Genomic DNA, 21,425 nt, shown 5'->3' with positions numbered 1-21,425 from the left:
CCGGGGCTCCGGGGCCGGGCTCCAGGCTGGGGCTCCGGTACGGCTGGGGTACGGCGACGGTTGCGTGGGGTTCCCGTCCGTACCGTCGTCAGCCGTACCGGAGCCCGGTCTCTGCCGTCCCGGTGAGGTGTTCCGGGCGGACGGGGGTCCGGTTCAGCTCCAGGCCGGTGGCGGCCCGGATCGCGGCCAGTACCGCGGGGGTGGAGGACAGGGTGGGCGCCTCACCGACGCCGCGGAGTCCGTACGGTGCGTGTTCGTCGGCGAGTTCGAGGATGTCGACGGGCATGGTGGGGGTATCGAGGATGGTGGGGATCAGATAGTCGGTGAAGGACGGGTTGCGGACCCTGGCGGTGACGGGGTCGACGAGGATCTCCTCCATGACGGCCATGCCGAGGCCCTGGGTGGAGCCGCCGTGGATCTGGCCGACGACGGAGAGCGGGTTGAGCGCCTTTCCGACGTCCTGGGCGCAGGCCAGTTCGACGACCTTGACCAGGCCGAGTTCGGTGTCGACCTCGACGACGGCCCGGTGGGCGGCGAAGGAGTACTGGACATGTCCGTTGCCCTGTCCGGTGACGGGGTCGAAGGCCTCGGTGGGCCGGTGCCGCCACTCCTGTTCGGCCTCGACGGCGTCGTCCTCCAGGACCTCGGTGAGTTCGGCCAGCACCTCCCCGCCGTCGGTGACGACCCTGCCGTCCTCCAGCCGGAGCCCGGCGGTCGCCCAGGCCGGGTGCCGGGGGCCCAGCCTGCGGCGGCCGAGTTCGAGGACCCGTTCGCGGACGGTCTCGCAGGCGGCTTTGACGGCGCCGCCGGTGACATACGTCTGGCGGGAGGCGGAGGTGGAGCCCGCCGAGCCGACGCGGGTGTCGGCGGGCTGGACGGTGACCTGGGCGACACCGAGTTCGGTACGGGCGATCTGGGCGTGGACGGTGACCCCGCCCTGGCCGACCTCCGCCATCGCGGTGTGCACGGTCGCCACCGCGGCGCCGCCCACGACCTCCATCCGGACCCGGGCGGTCGAGTAGTCGTCGAAGCCCTCGGAGAAGCCGACGTTCTTGATGCCGACGGCGTAGCCGACGCCCCGGACCACGCCCTCGCCGTGGGTGGTGTTGGAGAGTCCGCCGGGCAGGGCACGCACATCGGGGCCGCCGCCCGCGACCTCCCACTGCCGTTCCGGGGGCAGAGGCAGGGCCTTGACCCGGCGCAGCAGTTCGGCGACCGGCGCCGGGGAGTCGACGGTCTGTCCGGTGGGCATGGTGGCGCCCTGGGCCATGGCGTTGAGCCGCCGCAGTTCCACGGGGTCCGTACCGAGGGCGGCGGCCAGCTTGTCCATCTGGGCCTCGTAGGCGAAGCAGGCCTGGACGGCGCCGAAGCCGCGCATGGCGCCGCACGGCGGGTTGTTGGTGTAGAGGGCGAACACCTCGATATCGACGTCGTCGACGACGTAGGGGCCGATACCCAGGGACGCCGCGTTGCCGACGACGGCCGGGGAGGAGGAGGCGTAGGCGCCGCCGTCGAAGACGATCCGGCAGCGGACGTGGGTGAGCTTTCCGTCCCGGGTGGCACCGTGTTCGTAGCGGAGCCTGGCCGGGTGGCGGTGGACGTGCCCGAAGAAGGACTCGAAGCGGTTGTAGACCATTTTGACCGGTTTCCCGGTCCGGAGGGCCAGCAGACAGGCGTGGATCTGCATCGACAGGTCCTCGCGGCCGCCGAAGGCACCGCCGACGCCGGAGAGGGTCATCCGTACCTTCTCCTCGGGCAGTCCGAGGACGGGGGCGATCTGGCCGCGGTCGGAGTGGAGCCACTGGGTGGCCACATAGAGGTCGACCCCGCCGTCGTCGGCCGGGACCGCCAGCCCCGATTCGGGTCCCAGGAAGGCCTGGTCCTGCATGCCGAAGACGTATTCGCCGGTGACGATCACATCGGCGCGGCGGGCGGCGGCCGCGGCGTCGCCGCGGACGATCGGCTGCCGGTGGACGATATTGGGGTGCGGGACCCGGCCGCTGTGGTGGTCGGTGCGGTGTTCGTGGACGAGTACGGCGCCGGGCGCGGTGGCGGAGGCCTCGTCGGTGACGACGGGCAGTTCGGCGTAGTCGACGCGGATCTTCGCGGCGGCCCTGCGGGCGGTCTCGGGGTGGTCGGCGGCGACCAGGGCGACGGGTTCGCCGTGGTGGCGGACCTTGCCGTGGGCGAGGGCGGGGGTGTCTTTGATCTCCAGCCCGTAGTGCTTCACGGCGGCGGGCAGATCGTCGTAGGTGAGGACCGCGTACACCCCGGGGGTGGCGAGGGCCTCGGCGGTGTCGATGCCCCGGATCTCGGCATGGGCGGTGGTGGAGCGCAGGGTGTGGCCCCAGATCATGTCCTCGTGCCACATGTCCGACGCATAGGCGAACTCCCCGGTGACCTTGAGTAGGCCGTCGGGGCGGAGGGTGGACTCGCCTATTCCGCCGCGGGTGCGGGAGCCCTGGGTGAGCCCCGACGGGGCGCCGGTGGCGGTCACCGTACGGGTCCTTCCCGGTCGTCCGGGGTGGCCTGGCGGACGGCCGCGAGGCGGACCGCGTCCAGGATCTTCTCGTAGCCGGTGCAGCGGCAGAGATTGCCGGAGAGTGCCTCGCGGATATCGGCGTCGGAGGGGTCGGGGGTGCGTTCGAGGAGTTCGTCGGCGGCGACGAGGAGGCCGGGGGTGCAGAATCCGCACTGGACGGCCCCGGCGTCGGCGAACGCCTGCTGGACGGGGGCGAGATCGTGTCCTGCGGTGTCCGGCCGGGACGCTTCCGCCGCGTCCGGCCGGGGCGCTTCCGGCGGCTCCGGCCGGGCGCGGCGGCGGGCGAGGCCGGGGAGTCCCTCGACGGTGATCACGTCCCGGCCCTCGGCCTGTCCCGCGGCGACCAGGCAGGAGCAGACCGGCACTCCGTCGATGCGGACCGTGCAGGAACCGCATTCGCCCTGTTCGCAGGCGTTCTTGGAGCCGGGGAGCCCGAGCCGCTCGCGCAGGACGTAGAGCAGGCTCTCGCCCTCCCAGACATCGTCGGCCTCGGCCCGCCGGCCGTTGACGGTGAAGGTGACCCGCATCAGGCTGCTCCTTCCGTTCCTTCGGCACCACGGGCGGGGCCGGGCGGCCGGGGGCCGGTGGGCCGGGTGTTTCCGGTGGTACGGCTCCGGGCGCCGCCGCCGGCCCGGTACTCGTCCCAGGCCCAGGTCAGGGTGCGGCGGGCCAGGACGCCGACGGCGTGCCGACGGTAGGCGGCCGTACCCCGGACGTCGTCGATGGGGCTGCACGCCCCGGCGGCCAGGGCGGCGAACTCCGCGGCCGCCGAGGGGCTCACGGCGGTCCCGCTCTCCCAGCAGCCGCCTTCCGCCAGCGCCGCGGTCAGAAACTCCTCGGCGGCCTCCGCCCGAACGGGGGTGGGCGCGGCGGAGCCGATACCGGTGCGGACGGTCCGGGTGGCGGGATGGAGCGCCAGACCGAAGGCGCAGACCGCGATCACCATGGCGTTGCGGGTGCCGACCTTGCCGAACTGCTGGGGACCGTCGGCGCGGGCGATATGGACGGCCCGGATCAGTTCGTCGGGCGCGAGGGCGTTGCGTTTGACGCCCGTGTAGAAATCGTCGATCGGGATGCGGCGGGTGCCGCGCACCGAGGCCACCTCGACCTCGGCGCCCGCGGCCAGCAGCGCCGGATGGGCGTCGCCCGCCGGGGAGGCGGTGCCCAGATTGCCGCCGACACCGCCGCGGTTGCGGATCTGGGGGGAGGCGACGGTGCGGGAGGCGAGTGCCAGGCCGGGCAGTTCGGCCCGTAGCCCGGTGATGATCCGGGTGTACGGGACGGAGGCGCCGAGCCGTACGGCGGTCTCGCCCACCTCCCACTGCCCCAGCTCGTCGATGCGGCTGAGGTCCATGAGGTGGGTGGGTCTGCGATGGTCGAAGTTGATCTCGACCATGATGTCCGTACCACCGGCGACGGGGACCGCCGTCGGATGCGCGGCCTTGGCAGCGATGGCCTCGTCCCAGGTGGCGGGCCTGAGGAACTCCATGCGCCGGGCTCCCTTCTGTCCGGTGGTGCGCTGTGTCCGGTGGTGCGCTCTGTCCGGTGGTTCGAGGTGCCGCTTCCGCCGCGGTTGTCTGCCGGGCCGGCCGTTTCGCCGCCCTCCCCGCTTCCGGCCGCATGCCGCGCAAGCCCAGTACACAAAGCGGGGCGCCCCCCGGTGCAGTCACCGAACGCCTGAAGGAATTGGCTGGTCCGCCGGTACTTCTTGTAGATTCAGACGAAAGACAGGACGGTACGCCGTGGGCGCCGCGCCCAGCGGCCGGCCGTGGCGACGGGGTTACGACGAACGGATCGGCGGCTACGGAATGCGGCTGCGCGCACTGCTGGAGAACGAGGCGCTGGGGCTGCGGCTGCTCGGCGGGGACGATGAGCTGGACCGCTCGGTACGCGGGGTCATGACCACGGACCTGCGGGACCCGAGCCGCTATCTGTCGGGCGGCGAGCTGGTGCTCACCGGACTGGCGTGGCGGCACACGCCGGAGGATTCGGAGCCCTTCGTACGGATCCTGGCGGAGGCCCGGGTGGCCGGGCTGGCGGCCGGTGAGGCGGAGCTGGGCCGGGTGCCGGACGATCTGGTGAAGGCGTGCGCCCGCTACCGGATGCCGCTGTTCGCGGTCCATGAGTCGGTGGCCTTCGCAACGATCACCGAGTACGTGGTGCGCCAGGTCTCCGGCGAACGGGCGGGCGATCTCGCCGCGGTCGTGGACCGGCACCGCCGGATGATGACCTCGGGCGCGGCCGGCGGCGGGCCGGAGGTCGTCCTCGGGCTCCTCGGCTCCGATCTGGACCTGCGGGCCTGGCTGCTCTCGCCCACCGGACGGCGGATCGCGGGCCCCGGCGTCGGCGCGCCGGGCGGGCCCGCCGCCGAAACCTCCGGCGGTACGGATCCGGGCGCGGCCTCCTCGGCCGGGACCACGGGGACCACCGGGGCCGTCGAGTCCGCCGGAACCACCGGGGCCCCTGGGACCGCCGGGACCCCTGGGACCGCCGGGATCACGGCCGGAGCGCTGCCCGCGGCGGTGAGCACCGCTCTCGCCGCGGAGCATCTCGCGGCCTCCCGCGCCGGACGGCGCCCGCCGCACCGGGTGACCGTGGCGGGGACCGCGTACTCCCTCTTCCCGATCGGCGCCGCGGGAGACACCCCGGCGGGGACCCCCGGGGACGTCCGCGGGGCCGTGCTCTCCGACTGGCTGCTCGCGGTCGAGGCCGACGCGGCCGACTGGCCCGCCGCCCGGCTCGACCTCCTCCAGGGGGTCACCCAGCTCATCGCGGTCGAGCGCGACCGCCGCGACGCGGCCCGCACCGTCCGCCGCAGGCTCGCCGCGGAAGTACTGGAGCTGGTCCAGTCGGGCGCGGCGCCCGCCGACATCGCCGCCCGGCTCCGGGTCGCCGCTCCCGTGCTGCTGCCGGGCCCGGACACCGCGCCGCACTGGCAGGTCGTGGTGGCCCGGGTCGACTGGAGCGGGGACGGCAACGGCGATGCCGACGACCCGGCGGCCACCGGCCCGGTCGCCCAGGCGCTGCTGGAGGAGATCCTCGTCGACCCGGCGGCCCAGGGCGCCGAGCCGGCCGACCGGATCGCCGTCGCCCACACCGGCGGCGAAGCCATCGCCCTCGTACCGCTGTCCGTACTGCCGCCCACCGGCGAGGGGCCCTCCGTCGAGGAGGCCCTTCACGCGGAGACGCTCCTGGCGGCCGTCCGGGAACCGCTGTCGGCCGGACTCGACGGCGACGGACGGCTCACCCTCGGCGTCAGCGCCGCGGTCTCTTCCGCCGAGGGGCTGCGCGGCGCGCTGGAGGAGGCCCGGCACGCCCGGCGGGTCGCCGCGGCCCGTCCCGGCCGGGTCTGCGCGGCGGGCCACCACGAACTGGCCTCGCACGTCCTGCTGCTGCCGTTCGTCCCGGACGACGTCCGCCGGGCCTTCACGGCCCGGCTGCTCGACCCGCTGCGGGAGTACGACCGGCGGCACCGGGCCGAACTGGTGCCGACGCTGGAGGCGTTCCTCGACTCCGACGGCTCCTGGACGCGCTGCGCCGCCCAGCTCCATCTGCACGTCAACACCCTGCGCTACCGGGTGGGCCGGATCGAACAGCTCACGGGCCGCGATCTGGCACGGCTGGAGGACAAGCTCGACTTCTTCCTCGCACTGCGGATGAGCTGAGCCCCCGCCCCGGGCAGGGTTGGCTGATTCTCGACCTCCGGACGCCGAGCCGGGTACGGTCCCGGACGACGACCTGGGCAGACCCGCACCACCCGTCCGCAGGCCCGCCCATCCCTTGGCCTGAAATTGACACTAAGGCAAGGCTCACCATATTTATAGGGACGTCCGTTTTTCTCCCCGTGCGACGGCCCGGCTCCTGCCCGTCCGGTCATCACGGGTCCTCCAGGAGGCACCCATGCGCCGTCCGCTCGCCCGCCGGGCCACCGTCCTCGGCATATCCGCCGCGCTCCTCGTTCCCGTCCTCGCCGCCTGCGGCTCCGACGACAAGAGCGACAAGAGCGATAAGAAGGACGGCGCGAAGGCGCAGAGCGCCGACGAGCTGGTCATCTACTCGGGCCGCAACGAGAAGCTGATCTCCCCGATCATCGAGAAGCTGGAGAAGGCGACCGGCACCAAGGTCGAGGTCCGCTACGGCGACAGCGCCGAACTCGCCGCGCAGATCCTGGAGGAGGGCAAGAAGACCAAGGCCGGTCTCTTCTTCTCCCAGGACGCGGGCGCCCTCGGCGCGCTCTCCAACGCCGGTCTGCTGGCGAAGCTGCCCGAGAAGTCCCTGAACAAGGTCGACGCCGCCTTCCGCGGCGGCGCGGGCGACTGGGCCGGCGTCTCCGGCCGCTCCCGCGTCATCGCCTACAACCCGGCGCTGGCCCCCAAGGCCCCGGACAGCGTCAAGGACCTGACGAAGCCCGAGTGGAAGGGCAAGGTCGGCTACGCGCCCACCAACGCCTCCTTCCAGGCCTTCGTCACCGGTATGCGCGTCCTGGAGGGCGACGAGGCCACCAGGAAGTGGCTGAAGGACTTCAAGGCCAACGGCGCCAAGGCGTACGACAAGAACGGCGCGATCCTCGACGCGGTCGACAAGGGCGAGGTCGCCCTCGGTCTGATCAACCACTACTACTGGTACGAGAAGGCCGCCGAGGTCGGCACCGACAAGCTCAAGGCCAGGATCCACTTCCTGCCCGGCGGTGACGCGGGCGCCCTGGTCAACGTCGCGGGCGTCGGTGTCCTCAAGGACGGCGGCCAGAGCGCCGCGGCCGAGAAGGCCGTCGACTACCTCCTCTCCGACGAGGCCCAGACCTACTTCGCCACCGAGACCAAGGAGTACCCGCTGGTCGCCGGGGTCGCCTCGCCCGTCGACGGGCTGCCGCCGCTGGCGTCCCTGAAGGCCCCCAAGATCGACCTCGGCAAGCTGGACTCCCTCCAGAAGACCCTGGAGCTGATCCGCGAAGCCGGCATGGTCTGATCGACCGGCCACCAGCCACGTCCAGGTCTCCGGAGACGAGAACACCACCCCCTTGAGCACCGACACCACCGAGTCCGTGCGCACCCCGGCTGCCGCGCCCCGCGCGGCAGCCGGTCGGCGTACCCCGCCACTGGTCCTGCTGCTGCCCGCCGCGGCGGCGGCGCTGATCGCGCTGCTGCCGCTCGGCTATCTCGGCGTGCGCGCCATGGAACGCGGCTGGGGCTTCGCCTGGGACATCGTCACCGAGGAGCGCACCCTCGAACTCCTCGGCCGCAGCCTCCGGCTGACCGCGATCGTCGTCGCCGGTTCGCTGCTGCTCGGCATCTCGCTGGCCTGGCTGACGGTCCGCACCGATCTCCCCGGCCGCCGGGCCTGGGCGGTCCTCGCGACCCTGCCGCTGGCCGTGCCGAGTTATGTCGCGGCGTTCACCTGGATCTCGGCGTTCCCGTCGCTGGAAGGGCTGCCGGGGGCGGCGATCACCCTCACCTTCGCCTGCTTCCCCTATGTCTTCCTGCCGGTCGCGGCGGTGCTGCGGGGCATCGACCCGGCCCAGGAGGAGGCCGCCCGCTCCCTCGGCAGCGGTGCGTTCCGCACCTTCGTCCGGATCACCCTGCCGCAGCTGCGGCCCGCCGCCGCGGGCGGCGCGATCCTCGTCGCGCTGTATGTGCTCTCCGACTTCGGCTCCGTCTCCATCACCCGCTACGACACCTTCACCCGGGCGATCCACACCTCCTACCAGGCCAGTTTCGACCGCACCCCGGCCGCGGTCCTCGGCTGCGTCCTGGTCGTGATGACCGTCCTGCTGGTCCTCGCGGAGAACCGCACCCGGGGCCGCGCCGGGCATGCCCGCACCGGCCGGGGCAGCGCCCGTCCCCCGGTACCCCTGCGGCTGGGCCACGGCACCGTGCCCGCGCTCGGCTGGTGCGCCGCGGTCGCGGGCGCCGCGGTCGTCTTCCCCCTGGCGACCCTCGGCTACTGGCTGACCGTCGGCAACTCCGGCTTCGACGGCGGGAAGTTCTGGGACGCCACCCTCGCCACGGTCACCGTGGCCGCCGTCGGCGCCGCGGTGACCACCCTGCTCGCGCTGCCGGTCGGCGTGCTGTCCGCCCGCTACCGGGGGCGGCTCGCCGGGCTGCTGGAGCAGTCGGTGTACGCGGGCCATGCGGTGCCCGGCATCACCGTCGGGCTGGCCCTCGTCTTCTTCGCCGTACGCTACGCCTACCCGGTCTACCAGGAGCTGCCGCTGCTGATCACCGCGTATGTGGTGCTCTTCCTGCCGGTGGCGGTCGCTTCTGCGCGGGCCGCGGTGCTCCAGGCGCCGCCCGTGCTGGAGGACGTCGCCCGCTCCCTCGGCCGGCGGCCGCTCCAGGTGCTGCGGGAGATCACGGTCCCGCTTGCCGCGCCCGGTATCGGCGCGGGCGCCGCGCTCACCTTCGTCGTCATCATGAAGGAACTCCCCGCGACCCTGCTGCTCCGGCCCACCGGTACGGACACCCTCGCGACCCGGCTGTGGACCGAGACGGGCGCGGGCGCGTTCGCCGGGGCCGCACCGTACGCGGCGGCCATCGTGCTGATCGCGGCCGTCCCCTCCTATCTGCTCGGAAGGCGCTCATGACCGCCGCAACCGATCCGACCTCCCCCCGCGGGACCTCCGCCGCCGGGGGCCCGGCCGGACTGAGCATCCGTGCCGTGACCAGTTCGTACGGCCGGGGCGACCGGGTGCTCGACGGGCTCGACCTCACCGTCGGCGCCGGGGAACTCGCCGCCGTACTCGGGCCCTCCGGCTGCGGCAAGACCACCCTGCTGCGGATCATCGCCGGTTTCATCGCGCCCGGCTCGGGCGAGGTCGCCCTCGGCGACCGGGTGATCAGCGGGCCCGGCGTGCACATCCCGCCGGAGCGGCGGGGCGTGGGCATCGTCGCCCAGGAGGGCGCCCTCTTCCCCCATCTCAGCGTCGCCCGCAACGTCGCCTTCGGACTGACCGGGACCGGCCGGGCGGAACGCCGGTCCCGTACGGCCGAGATGCTCGGCCTCGTCGGCCTCGCGGAGTACGGCGACCGGATGCCGCACGAGCTGTCCGGCGGCCAGCAGCAGCGCGTCGCCCTCGCCCGCGCCCTGGCGCCCCGGCCCGCGCTGGTCCTCCTCGACGAGCCGTTCAACGCCCTCGACAGCGCCCTGCGCGCGGGCCTGCGCTCCGATATCCGGACCGCGCTGCGGGCCGCGGGCGCGACGGCGGTCCTGGTCACCCACGACCAGGAGGAGGCGCTGTCCTGCGCGGACCGCGTCGCGGTGATCCGCGACGGCCGGGTCGCCCAGTGCGGCAGGCCGGACGAGCTGTACACGGCCCCCGCCGATCCATGGGTGGCGTCGTTCGTCGGCGAGGCGGTCGTCCTGCCCGCGCGGGCCTCGAGCGGACGGGCCGAGACCGCCCTCGGACCAGTCGCGGTCGCGGCGGACGCGAAGGGCCCGGGGACGGTCGTCCTCCGCCCCGAACAGCTCGGCCTGGCACCGGTGACGGCGGATTCCGGGGTACGCGGGCGGGTCACCGAGGTCCGGTACCACGGCCACGACGCGCTGATCCTCCTCGACACCCCGGACACCGGCCGGATCATGGTCCGCGCCCCGGGCGCACCGGAGTTCCGGCCGGGCGACGAGGCGGCCGTGACGGCTTCGGGCACGGCGACGTTCCACCCCGCGTAGCCGCCTCCCGCGGGCGACTCCCGGCCCGCCGGGCGCCCGCCTGCGCGCGCCGGCCCGGCCGGGACCGTAGCGGACCGGCCGGGCCGCCGGCGACACGGGCTCCCCGGCCCCCTCGCACCGGCATCCCTATACACCACACCGGCCGGGACACTCCCGCCCCTCCCGCCCCCACCCGGGCCCCGGCAGGGCCGGCACCGCCCGCCCCGGGGGTGATCGCCACCGGGCAACGGACCACACCTTGCTGACAGTTGCCGGCCAAGATCCAACCCGACCCGTCAACTCCCCTTCCGTCAGCGGCCCGGCGGGCGTCTCCCCTGCTGACGGGCCCCGCGAGGCCCTTCGGGCGGTCTCATCGGCCAATATCATGGATCTTCGTGCGGCTCAGCGCCGAAAGTTTGTGAATTGATTCACTCAACCCCTTGGCCCGGCGCCCCGATCCATGCTGAGATTCCCCATACTCAACAGCTCGACGGGGTGCTCGGGGAGGGCGTAGTGGCGCATACCGCCATGTCTGGTTTCGGAACGACATCCGGTGACGATCCACTCCAGACCGCGGTATGGCGGCTGCGTTCACGCGGCTGCTGGACCGACGCGGCCGCCCTGCTCACCCCGCACGCCGCGGATCCCGCCGCCGCGCTGGAGCGGGTGGGGCTGCTCGTCGAGCGGTGCATGTACACGGGTGAGGGCTGGGCCGAGGCGGAGGACGCTCTGCGGACCGCCGAGGCCGGGGCCGTCAGCGACGAGGAGCGCGGGGGCGCCGCGTGCGAACGCGGCCGGCTCGCCTATGCCTCGACGGTGCTCGGGGTACGGGACCGGGCCGACGAGGCCCGTACCGCACTCGGCCGGTCGGCCGCCCTGCTGTCGCCGGCCTCCCCCAGCCGCCCGCTCCTCGACTTCCGCCGCGGTCTGCTCGCCGAGCACATCGCAGATTCGCCGCAGGCCGCGCGGGCCGCGTACCGCCGGGCGCACGAGGGGGCCGAAGCCGGGGGCGACCGGCTGCTGCTCTCCTTCACCTTCCACCACCAGGCCCGGCTCGCCCTGCGGGAGGGCGAGACCGCCGAGGCGCGCCACGGCTTCTCGGAGGCGCTGCGGCTCCGGGAGGAGCTGGGCTATCTGATCGGTGCGGCACCCGCGCTGGCGGCGCTGGCCGACTGCGAGCCCCAGCCGGAGGCCGACCGGCTGCGGGCCGAGGCGGGACGGCTGTTCAGACTGCTGGGCGGGGTCCCGGTCTGGCTGGCGGGCCGGCTGCCCGTACCGCCGCCCCGACCGGTTCCGGCGCCGCACGTTCCCCTGGTCTGACGGTACGGGCCGTCAGCTTCCGGGTGTACGGCCGAAGTGGCCCTCGACGATCGGCCGGGCCGTCGCCGCCTCACCTTCTTCGAGGGCGTCGAGCAGCCGGAGGTGTTCGGCCGCGTCGGCGGTGAGGGAGACCCCGTCGGGGGGCCATTGGGAGCGCCGGTGCAGATCGTCCGCGACGGCCACCAGCTGCTCGTTTCCGGCGAGCGCCAGCACCGCGCGGTGGAAGGCGCGGTCGGCCTCGGCGTACCGGCCGCGGTCCCCCGTCGCCGCCGCGACCGCCGCCGCATCGGCGGCGGGACGCAGGGCGCCCCAGGCGGCGGCGGGCAGCGTGCGGACCAGTTCCAGGACGACGGGGGTCTCCAGGAGGGCCCGTACCTGCGCCAGTTCGGTACGCTCCCGGGCGCTGCGGACGGCGATCCGGAAGCCCCGGTTGGGCACGACCTCGACCGCTCCCTCGGCGGCCAGTTGCTGCATCGCCTCCCGTACCGGTGTCGCGGACACCCCGAAGCGCAGACCGAGCGCGGGAGCCGAGTAGACCTCGCCGGGGGCGAGATCGCCGTCGAGGAGCGCGGTGCGGAGCGCCTGGAGGATCTGGCCGCGGACGGAGTGCCGGCGGATCTCCCGGTGGGCGAACGGCACGTCCGGCTCCGGCCCGGCGCCCGAGCCGTCCGGGACGGACCGCGCGGACGGCAGGTGCGGTACGGGGGGTTCGCCGCCGTCCCGGCCGCCGGGGCCCGCTCCGCTCCCCGGGCGCGGTCCGCGGGACGCGTCTCCGCCGGTCCGGTAGGGCCCTCCGGGTGCCGGGCTTCCGGTCGTACGCGATCCGCCCGGGAGGTCACCGCCGGGCGGACGCGGCCCGGCCGGGGCGCTCCCGTCCGCCGGGTACGGACCGCCGGACGCATCGCGTCCGGTGCGGTACGGCTCATCGACCGCATCCCGGCCGGTGCGGTACGGACCGCCGGGCACGTCCCCGCCCCCGGGCTGCGAACCGGTGGCCGGCTGTCCGCCGGACGGACGCGGGCCGGTCGCCGGAGCCCCGGGGCGGAGCCGGTCCCGGAGCCGTCCGCCGTCCGCCTGGCCGGGGACCCTCACCGTGTCCGGACCGGAGGCGGCCCGTGGCGACTGCCGGGCAAGCCCCGGCCCCGCCGCATCGGTTCCGGGGCGCGACGCGGCCGCGCCCCGCGTCGGGGCCTGCTCCACTCGGGTCCTCCTCCGGCCTGCCGGGACCCGGTCGACGTTCCCCGGGCGTCCTGGATGCACCCTAGGCGGCCGGGACGTCACGTCAAACACTCCACCCCTCGGGTAAGGTTAGCCTTACCTGAAGTCGATCGTGGATTCGGCGGCCCGTATGACCCTGCCCGCACTGTTGCCCGCCCCCGCCTCACCCGTCGCGGACGCCTACGCCCGGCTGGCCGAGGCCTATCCCGGCATGGCCCTGCGGGAGCTGGGCCCCGGCGAGCCCGTACCCGCGGGCGAGGGCTGGTTCGGCACGGCGGAGCTGGCCGCGGGCGGGCCCGGACTCGACGCCTTTCTGGACTGGGACGTCGAGCAGGTGCGCCGGGACTACGGGGAGGACGCCCGGCCCGATGTCATCGCCACCTTCGGGCTGCACCGCTACCTCTGGCCCACCTGTCTGCTGATCACGGTCCCCTGGTTCCTGAACCGCCGGGTGCCCCGCCTCTCGCCCGCCGCGACGACGCTCCGGCGGACACCCGGTCAGATCGCCTTCCGGATCACGGAATTCGCCTGTCTGCCGGACGATCCGGCGGTACGGCTGCCCGGCGCCCGGCCCGTCCCGGACGAGGCCGCCCTGCGCGACGAGGTACGCGCCGCGGTGGCCGCGTACGCCGAACCCCTGCTGGCCGGCTTCGGACCGCGGATGCGGCGCGGGCGGCGGGCGCTGTGGGGCATGGTGACCGACGAGATCGTGGAGGGCCTCTGGTACGTCGGCGGGGTGCTCGGTGAGGGCCCGCGGGCCATGACGGAACTTCAGGAGCTGCTCCCCGGCACGGTCAAACCGTACGTCGGAACCCCCGGCTTCCGGCTGCTGTCCGGCCCGGCGGGCGAACAACTGCCCACCCGGGACCGGGCGAGCTGCTGCCTGTTCTATACACTGCGGCCGGACGACACCTGTGTCACCTGCCCCCGGACCTGCGACGCCGACCGGGTGACCCAGCTCCTTCCGGACGCCTGACCCACCGGCGTACGGAACCGCAGGGAGGGCTTTCCGGCCTTCCGGCGGAGGCCGTTCCGTACGGCCGGGAGCGAAGTCACGCTCCGGATGTCACTCCCCCCTTCCGAGTGATATAAATCGTACGCAACTCTCGCTGTCTGAAAGACAGTTCGAGGAAAACGCACCTATCCGTATGCCCTATGGCCCCATTGGCGTTCTCTTGCCACGAAACCCCCTGGGATCGCCCGGACTTCGGTCACTATGGCGGCCGAACGCCCTACCGCGATGCAGATGTAAAGGGACGCCAACAACATGAGAGACATATCGCTATCCTGGCTGCTTCCCGGCGGCGTGATGCTCGTGGGAGTCCTGGTCGCGATCGTCGTGCTCCAGCGCGGTAAGAAGAGTGCCGCGAAGCCGGAGCAGGAAGATTCCTGGGAACGCAGCGAGGAGCGCCGCAGGCGCAAGGAAGCCATGTACGCCACGGCTTCCTATGTACTCCTCTTCTGCTGTGCAGCGGTTGCCGCCGCCCTCTCCTTCCACGGTCTGGTCGGCTTCGGCCGGCAGAACCTGAACCTCTCCGGAGGCTGGGAGTACCTCGTACCCTTCGGTCTCGACGGTGCGGCCATGTTCTGCTCGGTCCTCGCCGTCCGTGAGGCCAGCCACGGTGACGCCGCCCTCGGCTCCCGCCTTCTGGTGTGGACGTTTGCGGGCGCTGCCGCCTGGTTCAACTGGGTGCACGCCCCCCGTGGCATAGACCACGCCGGTGCGCCGCACTTCTTCGCCGGTATGTCCCTTTCGGCCGCGGTGCTGTTCGACCGCGCGCTGAAGCAGACCCGCCGGGCCGCGCTGCGCGAGCAGGGCCTGGTGCCCCGCCCGCTGCCGCAGATCCGGGTGGTCCGGTGGCTGCGGGCCCCCCGCGAGACCTTCAACGCCTGGTCGTTGATGCTTCTGGAGGGTGTGCGGACGCTGGACGAGGCGGTCGAGGAGGTCCGTGAGGACCAAGCGGCCAAGAAGGCCAACCGGATGCGCAGCCGGGACCAGGCCAAGCTGGAGCGCGCCCGGATAAAGGCGCTCAACCGGCAGCACCGCGCCTGGGGCCGCGGCCGGGTGATGCCCGAGCCGGAGCTTCCGGCGCTGACCTCCAGCCCCGCGGGCGGGGCCGGGTCCAGTCATTCGGGCAGCTCGGCGGGGGCGCGGACGGAGAGTTCGGCCACCGTCGCGGAGCCTGCCATAGAACCCGGACAGCTGCCGCTTCGATCCTCGCGCTCCCTCGAAGCCGGGACGCCGGCGTCCCCCGACGCTAAGGTCGTCGACCTGACTGCGGAGGACGACACCATGACCCTGCCGAGGCTGGACTCCCTGGAGCGGAAGCTGAAGGACCTGGAACAGCAGTTCGGCTGAGGCCGGACAGGACGGACGCCGTACACGGTGTCGTCGGATGCGGTGGTGGGGGCGGACCGGTGAGCGGTCCGCCCCCACCGCCGTTCCGCCGTTTCCGGCCCGTCCCGGCGGCCGTACTCCGGCTCTGCGGCAGTCCGTTGCTACGGCGACGACTGCGGCTACGGCTACGGCTACGGCTACGGCAGTGCGTTCAGCTCGAACCAGACCACCTTGCCCGCGCTCTGGGTCCGTACCCCCCACGAGTCCGCGAGGCTCTGGACCAGCGCCAGTCCCCGGCCGTGGGTGTCGAGGAGGTCGGCCTCCTGCCGCACCTCGGGGCGGCTGGGCGGCGGCTCCGGGAACCCCTCCACGAAGTCCCGCACCTCGACCCGCAGGGTCTCGCTGCCGACGGTGGCGGTGACGACCGCGCCGTGATCCGTGTGGATCAGGGCGTTCGTCACCAGTTCACTGGCGAGCAGTTCGGCGACGTCCGCGGTCCCGCGGCTGCCCCACTGCCCGAGCATCTCCCGGAGTCCGTGCCGGACTTCGGGTACCGACTCCAGATCGCCGCACCCCATGCGCCGGTGCAGTTGCTCCCTTCCCCAGGCCTGTCCGGGCACTCCCCCGTAGCGGCCGTGTCCGTCCGCGGACGAACCGGCCCATCCCTGACGCCCTGTCATCATCCCCGCCCGTTGGTGTCACGGCCGTGGTCCCGGCCGCGCGTACGTACCTTCCACTCTTGCCCTGCCCCTTCGGACGGCGGGCCACGCCTGAGGAAGGGGTCAACCCGGGCCGGGAGGGGATTTTTCCCGCAGCGGGCGGATCTGGTCTACGCCTTCTGCCGGAGTCGGGCCCTTCAGGGCCTGGGCACATGGCGCAGATTGGAACGGGCCATCTGGAGCATCCGCCCGACTCCGCCGTCGAGGACCATCTTGCTCGCCGACAGGGCGAAGCCGGTCACCATCTCCGCGCTGACCTTCGGCGGGATGGAGAGGGCGTTCGGATCGGTGACCACGTCCACCAGGGCCGGACCGTCGTGTTTGAAGGCGTCCTTCAGTGCGCCCGCGAGCTGGCGCGGCTTCTCCACCCGGACGCCGTAGGCGCCCGAGGCGCGGGCGATCGCCGCGAAGTCGGGGTTCTGGTTGTGGGTGCCGTACGAAGGGAGCCCGGCGACCAGCATCTCCAGGTCCACCATCCCCAGCGACGAGTTGTTGAAGAGGACGACCTTCACCGGCAGGTCGTACTGGACCAGCGTGAGGAAGTCGCCCATCAGCATGGTGAACCCGCCGTCGCCGGACATCGACACCACCTGCCGGCCGCGGTCGGTGAACTGGGCGCCGATCGCCTGCGGCAGCGCGTTCGCCATCGAACCGTGGCTGAAGGAGCCGATGATCCGGCGGCGGCCGTTGGGCGAAATATAGCGGGCGGCCCAGACGTTGCACATGCCGGTGTCGACCGTGAAGACGGCGTCGTCGTCGGCCAGTTCGTCGAGGACCGAGGCCACGTACTCGGGATGGATCGGTACATGCTTCTCGACCTTGCGGGTGTACGCCTTGACGGCCCCTTCGAGGGCGTCGGCGTGCTTCTTCAGCATCCGGTCGAGGAAGCGCCGGTCGTTCTTGACCCGGACCCGGGAGTTCAGACAGCGCAGGGTCTCCCGGACATCGCCCCAGACGGCGAGATCGAGCCGGGAGCGGCGGCCCAGATTCTCCGGGCGGATGTCGACCTGGGCGATCTGCACATCGTCGGGGAGGAAGGCGTTGTAGGGGAAGTCCGTGCCGAGCAGGATCAGCAGATCGCACTCATGGGTGGCCTCGTAGGCGGCACCGTAGCCCAGCAGACCGCTCATACCCACATCAAAGGGATTGTCGTACTGAATCCATTCCTTGCCGCGCAGGGCGTGGCCGACGGGTGACTTCACCCGTTCGGCGAACTCCATCACCTCGGCGTGGGCGCCCGCGGTGCCGCTGCCGCAGAAGAGGGTCACCCGGTCGGCCTCGTCGATCATCCGGACGAGTCTGTCGATCTCGCCGTCACCGGGGCGGACCGACGGACGCGAGGTGACCAGGGCGGTCTGCGCGGTCTTCTCCGGCGCCTGCTCGGCCGCGACATCGCCCGGCAGGGAGACCACGGCGACCCCGCTCTGTCCGACGGCGTGCTGGATGGCGGTCTGGAGCAGCCGGGGCATCTGCCGGGGGTTGGAGATCAGCTCGCTGTAGTGGGAGCACTCACGGAACAGCTGGTCCGGGTGGGTCTCCTGGAAGTAGCCGAGTCCGATCTCGCTGGACGGGATATGGGAAGCGAGGGCCAGTACGGGAGCCATGGAGCGGTGGGCGTCGTACAGCCCGTTGATGAGATGGAGGTTGCCGGGGCCGCAGGAGCCCGCGCAGGCCGCGAGCTTCCCGGTGATCTGCGCCTCGGCTCCGGCGGCGAAGGCGGCGGTCTCCTCGTGCCGTACCTGGATCCAGTCGATACCGGAGTTGCGGCGGATGGCGTCGACCACGGGGTTGAGGCTGTCTCCGACGACTCCGTAGAGCCGCTGGACTCCCGCGCGGACGAGAAGGCCGACGAACTGCTCCGCCACGTTCTGCTTCGCCATGGGCCGGACACCCTTCCTCGTCCTGACGTCCTCGGCGTTCTCGGCCTTCTCGACGTCTTCAGGCATCCATCAACCCATGGAAGCCCGCTTCCCGCCTCCTCTGGACTCCGGTGGGCTCAGCCCGGCCCGCCGGGGTCCTCGCGGACGGTGACGGCGGTGCGGTCGTCCGCGTACCCCTTGGCCCGCAGTTGTACGTCGGCGAGGAAGGCCGCCAGTCCGGGCGGGCCGCCCGGGTGCCAGCGGCGCGCCAGTTCGCCGGCGAGTCCGGGCGCACCCCGCAGGGGTTCGGCGAAGCCGGAGCCGGCCAGCAGCAGCGTGTCGCCGGGCCGGGCCTCCGCGGCGTGGAAGCGGAAGGGGTCGGGGGCGGCGGCGGTCGCGGCGGGGTCGAGGTCGGTCCAGACGCCGTCTCTCAGACGGAACAGTCCGCCCGGTCCGGTGCCGAAGGACACCCTGGTACGGCAGAGGGGGTCGGTGAGGAGCAGCAGACAGCGCAGGCCCGCCGTACCGGCGCCGGAGCCGAAGGCCCGGAGCGGGCCGGCGCCGCGGTGGGCCAGCCGGTGCAGTCCGGCGCCGAGGACACCGTGCCGTCCGGCCCTGATGTCCTCGGCCAGTCCGGCGTGGGCCCGGCCGACGGCGGTCGCGACCCGGCGGCAGGCATCGGCCGCGGCGCGGTGAGCACCGTCCGCGCCGCGGCCGCCGGAGGCGACGGCGACCAGTACCAGGGCGGCGTCCCCGGCGCCGAATCTGGCCGTGAGCAGGGCGTCCTTGCGGTGCTCACCCCGGAAGCGCGCCGAATCGCCGCGGACGGACGCGGCCCGCAGGGTCCAGCGGCCGTACCGGGCGCCGTCGGCGACGGTGTCGGCGACCGGATCGCCGAGTGCTTCGGGGTCGGCGGGCGGCAGAGCGGTGGGCTCCGGTTCATAGGTCGGCGGTCCGTCGCCGATATGGCCGGGGCGGGCCTCGGACGCTCCGGCGGGGGCCGCCCGCGGATCCGGCGGCTGCGCCCACCGGGCGGTCTTCCGCCGGGACCGGGCGACGGTGGCGGGGCCGGGGCGTTCGGTGGGCTCGCGCCGGGGCAGCGGAGGGGGTGCGGGGGCGCCTGGCGGGTCGGGTCGGGGTGCCGCGGCGTCCCGTACCGCACCGGACTCCGTTTCCTTTCCCCCACCCTCTTCCAGTTCCGGTTCCGTGTCCGGCTCCGGTTCCGGTTCCCACCAGGCTCGGGGCCGTACGGACTGCTGTTCCGGCAGCACGGGCGGACCCGCCGCTTCCGGCGCCCCTTCCGGCACCGTGTCCAAGACGGTGCACGCGACCGTGTTCGACACCGCCGCCGTCGCGGTGGCGAAATGCTCGTCGAGGCTGTCGCCGTCCACCGGGGGCGGGCTCCCGGCGGGCCGCTCCGGAGGCGGCGGGGGCTCTTCGTACAGCCGGTTCCACCAGTCGTCCGCGGCGGCGGGTGTCTCCCCCTGCTGACTCATGCCCCTATGTTCCCCCCGGACGGGACGGCGGAACGGGGCTTTCCGAAATGCGTCCGCCCCACGACGGGCGGGGCCGCACGGCATGAGAGACCCTGGTGAACGTGGGTGGTGTGTGGCAGCAGGTGCTTCTGGGGTGCGTCTTTGCGTTCGGGTGCGCCGGGGTGCTGGTACCGGGTGTCCCCGGCCGCTGGCTGGTCTGGGCCGCGATGCTCTGGTGGTCGCTGCACGAGCGGACGGGCCTCGCCTGGACACTGCTGGTCTGTTCCACCGCCGTACTCCTGCTCGTTCAGGTCGCGATCTGGCTGATGCCCACCCGCCGGATCCACGATTCCGGGGCCACCGGCCGTACCGCGGTATGGGCGGGTGCGGGTGCGGTGGCCGGTTTTGTTCTGGTGCCGGTGATCGGGGCGATCCCGGGCTTCATGGCGGGCGTCTACGTCTGCGAACGCCGCCGCCTCGGGGGCCACGGCCAGGCGGTGGCGGCGACCCGTCAAGTGATGCGGGCGGCCGGGGCGAGCGTGCTGGTGGAGCTGTTCGGGTGCCTGCTGATCACGGGCGCATGGCTGGGCGCCGTGATCGCGGGCGGTTCCTGACCCGGTCCACGGGTGCCCGGCGGTTCAGCACGGGCTGCCGTCGTGTGAGGCTGTGATCATGACCGAATTCACCGAGGCCGAGCGCGCCTATCTCGCGACCCAGCGCCTGGGCAGGCTGGCGACCGTGGATCCGAAGGGGCAGCCGCAGGCCAATCCCGTCGGATTCTTCCCCCAGGAGGACGGCACGATCCTGATCGGCGGCTATGCCCTCGCAACGACGAAGAAGTGGCGCAATCTGCAGTCGAATCCCAAGGTCGGGCTGGTCGTCGACGATATCGTGAGCGTACGGCCGTGGCGGGTGCGCGGGGTCGACATCCGGGGCGAGGCCGAACTGCTGACCGGGCCCCACGAGCTGGGGCCGCACTTCAGCGAGGAACTCATCCGGATCCACCCGAAGAAGATCCACAGTTGGGGTCTGGGCCAGGAGGGGTGACCGGACGCGGGCGGGCCGCGGTGACGGGCTCGGTGCGCCCGTCACCGGTCGGGGCCGCAGGGCGGCCGGGCGGCGGTCGTCCGCCGCCCGGCCCTCCGGGGTCAGCGCCCCTGGCGGCCGCGTTTGGCCTCCATCGCGGCGCGTCCCTCCGCGCCCCTCAGCCGCCACTCGCGGCGGAGTTCGGCGCGCGCCCGCGCGTCGGTCTTCGCCACGATGTACCGGTTCTCCCGTACGAGCTTGCGGAAGCTCTCCAGCCGCCGCTCCGAGAGCGTCCCCTCGTCGACGGCGGCGAGCACCGCGCACCCCGGCTCGACCTGGTGGGCGCAGTCGTGGAAACGGCAGTCGGCGGCCAGCGCCTCGATCTCGGAGAAGACCTGGTTGACGCCCGTGGTCGCGTCGAACATGCCGACGCCCCGCAGTCCGGGGGTGTCCATGAGCGCACCGCCGCCGGGCAGCGGCAGCAGATTGCGGGTCGTGGTGGTGTGCCGGCCCTTGCCGTCCACGTCGCGGACGGCCTCGACGCGCATCCCGGCGTCGCCGACGAGGGCGTTGGCGAGGGTGGACTTCCCGGCACCGGAGACCCCGAGCAGCACACTGGTGCCGCCCGCGACGACGGCGGCGAGGACGTCCATGCCCTCGCCGGTGACGGAGCTGACCGCCAGGACCTGCGCGCCGGGCGCGACGGCCTCGACGTCGGAGACGAGATGGCCGAGCCCGGTCGCGTCCGGTACGAGGTCGCATTTGGTGAGCGCGACGACCGGTGCGGCCCCGCTCTCCCAGGCCAGCGCGAGAAAACGCTCGACCCGCCCGAGGTCCAGCTCGACGGCGAGCGAAACGGCGATGATCGCCGTGTCCACGTTGGCCGCGAGGATCTGCCCCTCGGAGCGTTTGGAGGAGGTGGAGCGGACGAAGGCGGTACGGCGCGGGAGGTAGGTCCGGACATAGCGCGGATCGCCGCCTGGGGGTTCGAGAACGGCCCAGTCCCCGGTGCAGACGACCCGGAGCGGGTCGTGCGGAGTGACGAACGCGGTATCGGCACGGACGGTGCCGTCGGCGGTGACGACATCGCACATGCCCCGGTCGACGCGCACGACCCGGCCCGCCAGAAGGCCTTCGGCGGCGTACGGGGCGAACGCTTCGTCCCAGTCGTCGTCCCAGCCGTAGGCGGCGAGGACACCGTGGACATCGGAAAAGGAGTCGAGCGGACTGCTGGACAAGATGGGGAACCCCTTACGAAGGGTGAAGGGCGGCCCCGGCGAAGCG

17 protein-coding genes are annotated in these 21,425 nt (G+C 73.2%); 9 read left to right on the top strand and 8 right to left on the bottom strand.

Annotation, left to right across the window (positions count from 1 at the left end; translation table 11 throughout):
- Nucleotides 1-88 precede the first annotated feature (88 nt).
- From ACIQ9E_RS01920 to ACIQ9E_RS01910, 3 genes are read right to left on the bottom strand one after another with little or no spacing between them, the layout of a single operon-like run.
- On the bottom strand, nucleotides 89-2,497 hold the full coding sequence (locus tag ACIQ9E_RS01920; protein ID WP_403700405.1) for a xanthine dehydrogenase family protein molybdopterin-binding subunit: 2,409 nt from the start codon (nucleotides 2,495-2,497) through the stop codon (nucleotides 89-91).
- Nucleotides 2,494-3,069, bottom strand: a complete 576-nt coding sequence (locus tag ACIQ9E_RS01915) for a (2Fe-2S)-binding protein (RefSeq protein WP_403700402.1) — start codon at nucleotides 3,067-3,069, stop codon at nucleotides 2,494-2,496. Before ACIQ9E_RS01915 ends, ACIQ9E_RS01920 begins: the two co-directional genes overlap by 4 nt.
- The gene (locus tag ACIQ9E_RS01910) at nucleotides 3,069-4,031 is read right to left on the bottom strand and encodes an FAD binding domain-containing protein (protein WP_403700399.1); all 963 of its coding nucleotides are present in this window, start codon (nucleotides 4,029-4,031) and stop codon (nucleotides 3,069-3,071) included. Before ACIQ9E_RS01910 ends, ACIQ9E_RS01915 begins: the two co-directional genes overlap by 1 nt.
- A 319-nt stretch (nucleotides 4,032-4,350) precedes the next feature.
- On the opposite strand from ACIQ9E_RS01910, the gene ACIQ9E_RS01905 reads away from it, so the two are divergent.
- The 5 genes from ACIQ9E_RS01905 (at nucleotide 4,351) to ACIQ9E_RS01885 (ending at nucleotide 11,506) form a co-directional block, all read left to right on the top strand.
- The gene (locus ACIQ9E_RS01905; RefSeq protein ID WP_403701293.1) at nucleotides 4,351-6,207 is read left to right on the top strand and encodes a PucR family transcriptional regulator; all 1,857 of its coding nucleotides are present in this window, start codon (nucleotides 4,351-4,353) and stop codon (nucleotides 6,205-6,207) included.
- A gap of 235 nt (nucleotides 6,208-6,442) precedes the next feature.
- Nucleotides 6,443-7,507, top strand: a complete 1,065-nt coding sequence (locus ACIQ9E_RS01900; protein WP_403700397.1) for an iron ABC transporter substrate-binding protein — start codon at nucleotides 6,443-6,445, stop codon at nucleotides 7,505-7,507.
- Nucleotides 7,508-7,559: 52 nt separating this feature from the next.
- Complete coding sequence (locus ACIQ9E_RS01895; protein ID WP_403700394.1) at nucleotides 7,560-9,122, top strand: ABC transporter permease; 1,563 nt, start codon at nucleotides 7,560-7,562, stop codon at nucleotides 9,120-9,122.
- Nucleotides 9,119-10,207 carry an ABC transporter ATP-binding protein gene (locus ACIQ9E_RS01890; RefSeq protein WP_403700391.1) on the top strand — a complete coding sequence of 363 codons (1,089 nt, stop codon included), beginning with the start codon at nucleotides 9,119-9,121 and terminating at the stop codon, nucleotides 10,205-10,207. Before ACIQ9E_RS01895 ends, ACIQ9E_RS01890 begins: the two co-directional genes overlap by 4 nt.
- A gap of 507 nt (nucleotides 10,208-10,714) precedes the next feature.
- The gene (locus tag ACIQ9E_RS01885; protein WP_403700389.1) at nucleotides 10,715-11,506 is read left to right on the top strand and encodes a hypothetical protein; all 792 of its coding nucleotides are present in this window, start codon (nucleotides 10,715-10,717) and stop codon (nucleotides 11,504-11,506) included.
- Between the two features lie 12 nt (nucleotides 11,507-11,518).
- Here the strand turns inward: ACIQ9E_RS01885 and ACIQ9E_RS01880 are convergent, their stop codons facing one another.
- A complete protein-coding gene (locus tag ACIQ9E_RS01880) occupies nucleotides 11,519-12,199 on the bottom strand; it encodes a GntR family transcriptional regulator (protein ID WP_403701290.1) in 681 nt (226 codons plus the stop codon).
- Nucleotides 12,200-12,854: 655 nt separating this feature from the next.
- On the opposite strand from ACIQ9E_RS01880, the gene ACIQ9E_RS01875 reads away from it, so the two are divergent.
- Together ACIQ9E_RS01875 and ACIQ9E_RS01870 are read left to right on the top strand one after the other, a co-directional pair.
- Nucleotides 12,855-13,700, top strand: coding sequence for a (2Fe-2S)-binding protein (locus ACIQ9E_RS01875; RefSeq protein ID WP_403700388.1), 846 nt, complete (start codon nucleotides 12,855-12,857; stop codon nucleotides 13,698-13,700).
- 291 nt (nucleotides 13,701-13,991) lie between these two features.
- Nucleotides 13,992-15,083: a DUF2637 domain-containing protein gene (locus ACIQ9E_RS01870; RefSeq protein ID WP_403700386.1), complete on the top strand. Its 1,092-nt coding sequence runs from the start codon at nucleotides 13,992-13,994 to the stop codon at nucleotides 15,081-15,083.
- A 176-nt stretch (nucleotides 15,084-15,259) separates the two neighbouring features.
- Here the strand turns inward: ACIQ9E_RS01870 and ACIQ9E_RS01865 are convergent, their stop codons facing one another.
- The 3 genes from ACIQ9E_RS01865 to ACIQ9E_RS01855 all read right to left on the bottom strand — a co-directional run bounded on the left by ACIQ9E_RS01865 (nucleotide 15,260) and on the right by ACIQ9E_RS01855 (nucleotide 19,136).
- Nucleotides 15,260-15,745 carry an ATP-binding protein gene (locus tag ACIQ9E_RS01865; protein WP_403700384.1) on the bottom strand — a complete coding sequence of 162 codons (486 nt, stop codon included), beginning with the start codon at nucleotides 15,743-15,745 and terminating at the stop codon, nucleotides 15,260-15,262.
- Nucleotides 15,746-15,918: 173 nt separating this feature from the next.
- Nucleotides 15,919-17,661, bottom strand: a complete 1,743-nt coding sequence (locus ACIQ9E_RS01860) for a pyruvate dehydrogenase (RefSeq protein WP_403701288.1) — start codon at nucleotides 17,659-17,661, stop codon at nucleotides 15,919-15,921.
- Between the two features lie 116 nt (nucleotides 17,662-17,777).
- Nucleotides 17,778-19,136: a hypothetical protein gene (locus ACIQ9E_RS01855; RefSeq protein ID WP_403700382.1), complete on the bottom strand. Its 1,359-nt coding sequence runs from the start codon at nucleotides 19,134-19,136 to the stop codon at nucleotides 17,778-17,780.
- A gap of 110 nt (nucleotides 19,137-19,246) precedes the next feature.
- Here ACIQ9E_RS01855 and ACIQ9E_RS01850 point away from each other — a divergent pair, with 110 nt between their 5' ends.
- Nucleotides 19,247-19,729: a DUF456 domain-containing protein gene (locus ACIQ9E_RS01850; protein WP_403701285.1), complete on the top strand. Its 483-nt coding sequence runs from the start codon at nucleotides 19,247-19,249 to the stop codon at nucleotides 19,727-19,729.
- Between the two features lie 58 nt (nucleotides 19,730-19,787).
- Nucleotides 19,788-20,162 carry a PPOX class F420-dependent oxidoreductase gene (locus ACIQ9E_RS01845; RefSeq protein ID WP_403700379.1) on the top strand — a complete coding sequence of 125 codons (375 nt, stop codon included), beginning with the start codon at nucleotides 19,788-19,790 and terminating at the stop codon, nucleotides 20,160-20,162.
- 101 nt (nucleotides 20,163-20,263) lie between these two features.
- Here ACIQ9E_RS01845 and rsgA read toward each other — a convergent pair whose 3' ends face one another.
- Nucleotides 20,264-21,379: a ribosome small subunit-dependent GTPase A gene (rsgA, locus tag ACIQ9E_RS01840; protein WP_403700373.1), complete on the bottom strand. Its 1,116-nt coding sequence runs from the start codon at nucleotides 21,377-21,379 to the stop codon at nucleotides 20,264-20,266.
- Between the last annotated feature and the right edge of the window lie 46 nt (nucleotides 21,380-21,425).

Source organism: Streptomyces sp. NPDC094448 (genome assembly GCF_044763775.1).
GTDB lineage: Bacteria > Actinomycetota > Actinomycetes > Streptomycetales > Streptomycetaceae > Streptomyces.
The sequence above is the reverse complement of the archived record's forward strand: the minus strand, read 5'-3'. Positions and strand labels throughout refer to the sequence as shown.

Coding starts and splice junctions, on each gene's coding strand:
- ACIQ9E_RS01845 (WP_403700379.1), top strand. CDS start 19,788: ATGACCGAATTCACCGAGGCCGAGCGCGCCTATCTCGCGACCCAGCGC.
- ACIQ9E_RS01915 (WP_403700402.1), bottom strand. CDS start 3,069: ATGCGGGTCACCTTCACCGTCAACGGCCGGCGGGCCGAGGCCGACGAT.
- ACIQ9E_RS01885 (WP_403700389.1), top strand. CDS start 10,715: ATGTCTGGTTTCGGAACGACATCCGGTGACGATCCACTCCAGACCGCG.
- ACIQ9E_RS01870 (WP_403700386.1), top strand. CDS start 13,992: ATGAGAGACATATCGCTATCCTGGCTGCTTCCCGGCGGCGTGATGCTC.
- ACIQ9E_RS01905 (WP_403701293.1), top strand. CDS start 4,351: ATGCGGCTGCGCGCACTGCTGGAGAACGAGGCGCTGGGGCTGCGGCTG.
- ACIQ9E_RS01900 (WP_403700397.1), top strand. CDS start 6,443: ATGCGCCGTCCGCTCGCCCGCCGGGCCACCGTCCTCGGCATATCCGCC.
- ACIQ9E_RS01910 (WP_403700399.1), bottom strand. CDS start 4,031: ATGGAGTTCCTCAGGCCCGCCACCTGGGACGAGGCCATCGCTGCCAAG.
- ACIQ9E_RS01865 (WP_403700384.1), bottom strand. CDS start 15,745: ATGATGACAGGGCGTCAGGGATGGGCCGGTTCGTCCGCGGACGGACAC.
- ACIQ9E_RS01875 (WP_403700388.1), top strand. CDS start 12,855: ATGACCCTGCCCGCACTGTTGCCCGCCCCCGCCTCACCCGTCGCGGAC.
- ACIQ9E_RS01860 (WP_403701288.1), bottom strand. CDS start 17,661: ATGGCGAAGCAGAACGTGGCGGAGCAGTTCGTCGGCCTTCTCGTCCGC.
- ACIQ9E_RS01890 (WP_403700391.1), top strand. CDS start 9,119: ATGACCGCCGCAACCGATCCGACCTCCCCCCGCGGGACCTCCGCCGCC.
- ACIQ9E_RS01855 (WP_403700382.1), bottom strand. CDS start 19,136: ATGAGTCAGCAGGGGGAGACACCCGCCGCCGCGGACGACTGGTGGAAC.